Raw genomic sequence first — 5,932 nt, 5'->3', positions numbered from 1 at the left:
TGTATTATCGAATTATCAATCATTTTATGAAAACTTTTTGCTTAAAATCACTTATTCTCTGTTTCCTCACAATATCCCTGATTTTCCCTTTCTCCACAACAGCACAAGCATCCTCTACAGATCATAGTTGTCCAGAGGGAATGGTATTTATTCCTGGAGGAAATTTTACAATGGGATCGGATTCTCATTATCCATCAGAAGTTTCTGCAAGTGACGTCACTGTAGATAGTTTTTGCATCGATCGCCACGAAATCACCAACGCAGAATTCCGTAAATTTGTCAAAGCAACAGGCTATAAAACCATTGCCGAACGCCCCCTCTCAAAATCACAATTTCCCAATCTAACCGACAAGCAACGACAACCTGGTTCCCTCGTATTTCAACCTCCCTCCGAAGGTATTCAACAAGTTGCTTATTTAAGCTGGTGGCATTGGACAGTGGGTGCTAATTGGCAACATCCCTACGGTCCAAAGAGCAACATCAGAGGGAAAGATAATTATCCTGTGGTTCACATCGCTTATGAGGATGCAGTTGCTTATGCTAATTGGGCGGGTAAATCTCTTCCCACAGAAGCTCAATGGGAATATGCAGCGCGGGGTGGTCTTGAAGAGCAAGAATTCACTTGGGGAAATCAATATTCTGCCAAGAAAGCGAATACCTGGCAAGGGATGTTTCCCTTTTTCAATACCAAAGAAGATAATTATTTAGGAACTGCACCAGTAGAATCTTTTCCCCCCAACGGTTACGGACTTTATGAAATGACCGGAAACGTTTGGGAACTGACCTCAGATTGGTATCAAGTCGGACATTCTGGCAAAGACCATAGTTTAAACCCCGTCGGACCTGACAAAACCGCCAGTTTCGATCCCATCAAACCCCAGGAAGGAGCATTGCACGTGATCAAAGGTGGTTCTTACCTGTGTGCTAAAAATTATTGTAGTCGTTATCGACCTGCTGCCAGAGAGTCTCAAGCTCCTGATACGGGAACCACTCATATTGGTTTTCGTTTAGTAGTCTCATAGTGGACTGACACACCTTAAATGGTGCATTATATCATGTCCGGATAATCAGTTATAAATAAAATTAAGGACTGACAATACCGACAGTACCAAATAAATACTGAAATTATCTTGACTTTTCTCCAATATTTCCTCTTTTTCCCCTTTCTTTCCTCCTGACTCCTGACTCCTGACTCCTGACTCCTCACAACAGTTATTTATAAGTATTCAACCGGACATGATATAACATCATGTCCGGATAATTAGTGATAAAAAAACTTTCTCCTTCTTCTGTGTTCTTTCTACCCTCCTGTCTCCTGTCTCCTGTCTCCTGACTCCTTAGTCGTTTATTTATAACTGTTCAACCGGACATGATATTACAGTTTGCTATTCCCTGTTCCCTATTCCCTATTCCCTGGCGCGTAGCGCTATAGTGAGAAAATATATAGATGTCTAATATTGAGAAAGAGTCAGGATGCAAACTAAAGAAAAACTTATCCTACCAAAAATGGGCTGTGGTACATGGGCATGGGGCAACCGCCTCCTGTGGGGATATGATGAAAGTATGGATAATGAGTTGCAAAATGTCTTCAATCTTTGTGTTGCTAATGGTGTGACTTTATTTGATACAGGAGACTCCTACGGTACAGGCAAATTAAACGGACGCAGTGAAATGCTATTGGGGCAGTTTTCCCAAGCATATACGGGGGCAAATCAAGAGAATATTTGCATTGCCACAAAACTTGCTGCTTATCCCTGGCGCTGGGGTCGTCAAGCAATGATTTCTGCTGGCGAAGCATCGGCCCAACGCCTCGGAAAAAATGTCGATTTGGTGCAGATGCACTGGTCTACAGCAAATTATTTACCCTGGCAAGAATGGGGACTTTTAGATGGTTTGGCTGACTTATACGAACAAGGTAAGGTAAAAGGTGTGGGACTATCGAACTATGGGCCCAAACGGTTAATGAAAGTGTATGAAAGATTTCGCGATCGCCATATTCCGATAAATACTCTACAGGTTCAATATTCTCTATTATCAACCTATCCTGTGACAGAATTAGGAGTAAAAGAAATCTGTGATGAATTGGGAATTAAATTAATTGCATATAGTCCTTTAGCATTGGGAATATTAACAGGAAAATATTCAGAAAACGGTTCTGTTCCTCAAGGTATTCGAGGTTTTTTATTTAAGCAAATATTACCAGGAGTTCGCCCCCTATTATCATGTTTGGAAGCAATAGCAAAGTCAAGAAATAAAACTATGTCGCAAGTAGCAATTAACTGGTGTATTTGTAAAGGTGCAATTCCTATTCCGGGGGCAAAAAATATAGCACAAGCAGAACAAAATATTGGTGCATTAGGTTGGGAATTAGATTCTGGTGAAGTTGCGGAACTGGATAATGCTGCGGCGAGTACAGATAAGAAAATGGTACAAAATATTTTTCAGACTAATTGATATAGCAGAAGGAAGAAGGAAGAGGGAAGAAGGAAGAAGGGAAGAAAAAGTTTGTGATTGGAAATATAATTTTTTTGGGTTATAGCAATAGTCCTCTTGATTTATGATGTATAAGTCTGTAATAATTAAATTATAGTTAGGGCAAGGTTAAGTTAAACGCTAATATAAATAACACTTGCTAATCTCGTTTTTACAATAGTTAATAACCACCTCAATATTGGGGTGGTTATTTGAGTTGTTTTACTAACTCCACCTTTATGGTTAAAAAGTGCAATTTTTATAACCATTTTTCTCAACCTAACCTGACACAATAAACTGTAAAATATGCACAAATAAACTAATAACTAAAAACCCCAAAGTAGCAATAACAATAACAAATAAAATTAAACCGCCCAACAGCAAAAAAACAAACCCGCGATCAGCACTTTTACTAACTTTAGGAGACTCTAAATGAGCCTCCAAAATATCCATATTTTTAGAATTTGCCTTCCAAGCAACATCAAACAAATCTCCAAAAACAGGCACAATTCCTGCCAAAGAATCAAATACAATATTAGACGCCATTCGCATCAGAGTTTCCCGTGGCAAACCCATCATTGCTGCTGAAAATACAATATAAACAGAAATAAGTCCTCCTAAAAAATCACCACCCCCAGGAATCAATCCTAGAAGTGGGTCAATACCAACGCCATAAGAAGTACCAGGAACGCGAACAGCATTATCAAGTAAATCGCTAATTTTACGCAGTTGTCTAACCTTAGCTGCTTGAGGGCGATCGCCAGAGGTAGTGGGAGATGGTTTTGCCATTGGAAGTTATGTGAGTAAAATTCAATAAATGTGTAAGTTCAGTAGGGTGTCACATCACCCACACCCTACTGAACTTACACTTTATGCTTAAAGACTACAGCGTTGCTGATTTGAGGTACGATATCATGTCCGGATTCAGAGGGGGAGCATACTCCTCATTTACTTCTTCTTTCTTCCCTCCTGACTCCTGACTCCTGACTCCTGACTCCTTCAGCAACGCTGAGACTACTTACTTTTTAGTTTCAGTAAAGTCAGCATCAATTACATCATCTCCACCAGCAGAACTTGAGGAAGACTCAGCAGCACCATCACCATTAGGAGGAGTTGCTCCATCAGGAGAACCTTGTTGATAAATATTGCTGCTCACAGTATACAGAGCTTGTTGCAACTCAGTAGTTAGAGACTGAATACGTTCGTCATCTTCTTGAGAAATAGCATCACGCAAATCTTTAACCAACCCTTCAATCTTAGTCTTATCAGCTTCAGGAACTTTATCTCCCAACTCCTGAATTTGCTTCTCAGCTTGATATGCTAAAGAGTCTGCTTGGTTTTTACGGTCAATTTTTTCACGACGTTCTTGGTCAGCAGCAGCATTAGCTTCTGCTTCTTTCACCATCCGCTCAACTTCAGTATCTGGTAGAGTGGAAGCACCTGTAATACTGATAGACTGTTCCTTACCAGTACCTTTATCCTTCGCAGCTACATTCAGAATACCATTAGCATCAATATCGAAGGTAACTTCAATTTGAGGTACGCCACGAGGTGCTGCGGGGATACCATCTAAGCGGAAAGTTCCTAAACTCTTGTTGTCGTTAGACATTTCCCGCTCCCCCTGCAGTACATGAATTTCTACGTTTGTCTGACCATCTACAGCAGTTGAGAACACTTCTGACTTTTTGGTAGGGATAGTAGTGTTACGAGGAATAATTTTGGTCATTACGCCTCCCAAGGTTTCTACACCCAGAGATAGAGGAGTAACATCTAACAAGAGAATGTCTTTAACTTCACCTGCTAACACACCTGCTTGAATTGCAGCACCAACAGCTACCACTTCATCAGGGTTAACGCTTTGGTTTGGATCTTTGCCGAGGACTTTCTTAACAATATCATGGACTGCGGGAATCCGAGTAGATCCACCAACTAATACTACTTCATCAATAGAACTTTTATCTAACTTAGCATCTCTAATGGCGTTTTCTACAGGAATGCGACAGCGGTCGATCAGGTCAGCACAGAGTTCTTCAAATTTACCTCTAGTTAAGGTGGTATCTAAGTGCTTAGGTCCATCTTGGGTAGCGGTAATAAATGGCAGGTTAATCTCTGTCTGGGTAACGCTAGAAAGTTCAATCTTAGCTTTTTCTGCTGCTTCTGTTAAACGTTGCAGTGCTTGCTTATCTTTCCGTAGGTCTATTCCTTCTGCTTTTTCAAATTCCTTAGCGAGGAAATCAACAATTTTCTTATCAAAGTCGTCACCACCAAGGTGTGTATCACCGGAAGTAGCTAATACTTCAAATACACCATCACCTACTTCTAGGATAGAAACGTCAAATGTACCACCACCAAGGTCAAATACTAAGATAGTTTCGTTACTTTTCTTATCTAACCCATAAGCTAGAGAAGCTGCGGTAGGTTCGTTGATGATCCGCAATACTTCTACACCAGCGATTCTACCTGCATCTTTGGTTGCCTGTCTTTGGGAGTCATTGAAATAAGCTGGTACGGTAATTACTGCTTGTGTTACTGTTTCGTTAAGATATTTACTAGCATCATCAACCAGTTTACGCAGAACCTGGGCTGAAATTTCTTCGGGGGCAAATTGTTTTTCTAATGCTGGGCAATCTAATTTAACGTTACCATTAACATTGAGAACTTTATAAGAAACTTCAGTAGTTTCATTGGTTACTTCATCAAATCTACGCCCAATGAACCTCTTTACTGAGTAAAAGGTGTTTTGGGTGTTCATCACAGCTTGACGTTTGGCGATTTGCCCTACGAGTTGCTCTCCTTTTTTACCGTAGGCAACTACAGAAGGGGTTGTACGGAAACCTTCTGCATTAGCAATTACTGTGGGTTTACCACCTTCCATAACTGCAACACAGGAGTTTGTTGTACCTAAGTCAATTCCGACTACTTTTGCCATAAGAGTTTTTTTGCTCCAAATTACTACAAAATTTTTTACTTTTTGTCAACCTTAGTTTTTGTTTTTTTCGGTTGACTTAAGGACTAATATTTAAGCCTTCTGGATTTAGTCCAGGGCCTGTCCATTTTTTATACAGTCTTTAAGATTAAGTTACTTATATCTATACTGCGATTATTTAGACGATTCCATGAAGGCGTGTTTACCGAACATCAAGGAATATTGGACTTTGAGGAACTTTTATAATTTTCCTCCTTTACTCTTTCTAATTTACGCTCCTTGGACGATCGCCGCCATTGTGGCAAACCGTAAGTTATGTGTTGTGTTTGCCGTCTAGCGATCGCTTCTTTGATAGTTAGGGTTTGCGCTCAAAAGTCTTTTAGTAGGGGTAGGAGACAGGAGACAGGAGACAGGAGACAGGAGGAACGGGGAATTATAGAGGAGGTAGTCGGAAAAATTATCCCTTGATTTTTCTGCCATAATCAGCTCCTAACCATTTGTCTAGCGGGACTCGGCAGAGGCTAGTTGCGTCAG

The 5,932-nt window shown here is 40.4% G+C and carries 6 protein-coding genes; 3 read left to right on the top strand and 3 right to left on the bottom strand.

Annotated features, from left to right (window positions below; all coding sequences use genetic code 11):
- Both F6K13_RS14860 and F6K13_RS14855 read left to right on the top strand, forming a co-directional pair.
- Positions 1 to 1,022: formylglycine-generating enzyme family protein (locus F6K13_RS14860; RefSeq protein WP_353735665.1), on the top strand; the 1,022-nt coding region annotated here is incomplete at its 5' end.
- A gap of 451 nt (positions 1,023 to 1,473) precedes the next feature.
- On the top strand, positions 1,474 to 2,454 hold the full coding sequence (locus F6K13_RS14855) for an aldo/keto reductase (RefSeq protein WP_124143660.1): 981 nt from the start codon (positions 1,474 to 1,476) through the stop codon (positions 2,452 to 2,454).
- Between the two features lie 297 nt (positions 2,455 to 2,751).
- Here the strand turns inward: F6K13_RS14855 and F6K13_RS14850 are convergent, their stop codons facing one another.
- The 3 genes from F6K13_RS14850 to dnaK all read right to left on the bottom strand — a co-directional run bounded on the left by F6K13_RS14850 (position 2,752) and on the right by dnaK (position 5,401).
- Entirely contained in the window at positions 2,752 to 3,261 is a 510-nt protein-coding gene (locus F6K13_RS14850; protein WP_287240094.1) for a DUF4112 domain-containing protein, read from the bottom strand.
- Between the two features lie 94 nt (positions 3,262 to 3,355).
- A complete protein-coding gene (locus F6K13_RS14845) occupies positions 3,356 to 3,478 on the bottom strand; it encodes a hypothetical protein (RefSeq protein ID WP_287287734.1) in 123 nt (40 codons plus the stop codon).
- 12 nt (positions 3,479 to 3,490) lie between these two features.
- A complete protein-coding gene (gene dnaK / locus F6K13_RS14840; RefSeq protein WP_124143658.1) occupies positions 3,491 to 5,401 on the bottom strand; it encodes a molecular chaperone DnaK in 1,911 nt (636 codons plus the stop codon).
- A gap of 312 nt (positions 5,402 to 5,713) precedes the next feature.
- Here dnaK and F6K13_RS14835 point away from each other — a divergent pair, with 312 nt between their 5' ends.
- Positions 5,714 to 5,866, top strand: coding sequence for a hypothetical protein (locus F6K13_RS14835; RefSeq protein ID WP_287287732.1), 153 nt, complete (start codon positions 5,714 to 5,716; stop codon positions 5,864 to 5,866).
- The last annotated feature ends 66 nt before the right edge of the window (positions 5,867 to 5,932 follow it).

It is taken from the genome of Okeania sp. SIO2B9 (assembly GCF_010672505.1).
Lineage (GTDB): Bacteria > Cyanobacteriota > Cyanobacteriia > Cyanobacteriales > Microcoleaceae > Okeania > Okeania hirsuta.
This window is presented reverse-complemented; position numbering and strand designations above follow the sequence as displayed.

What these genes read in the sequence shown, in the direction of transcription:
- F6K13_RS14855 (WP_124143660.1), top strand. Translation starts at nt 1,474, where the DNA reads ATGCAAACTAAAGAAAAACTTATCCTACCAAAAATGGGCTGTGGTACA.
- F6K13_RS14850 (WP_287240094.1), bottom strand. Translation starts at nt 3,261, where the DNA reads ATGGCAAAACCATCTCCCACTACCTCTGGCGATCGCCCTCAAGCAGCT.
- dnaK (WP_124143658.1), bottom strand. Translation starts at nt 5,401, where the DNA reads ATGGCAAAAGTAGTCGGAATTGACTTAGGTACAACAAACTCCTGTGTT.
- F6K13_RS14835 (WP_287287732.1), top strand. Translation starts at nt 5,714, where the DNA reads ATGTGTTGTGTTTGCCGTCTAGCGATCGCTTCTTTGATAGTTAGGGTT.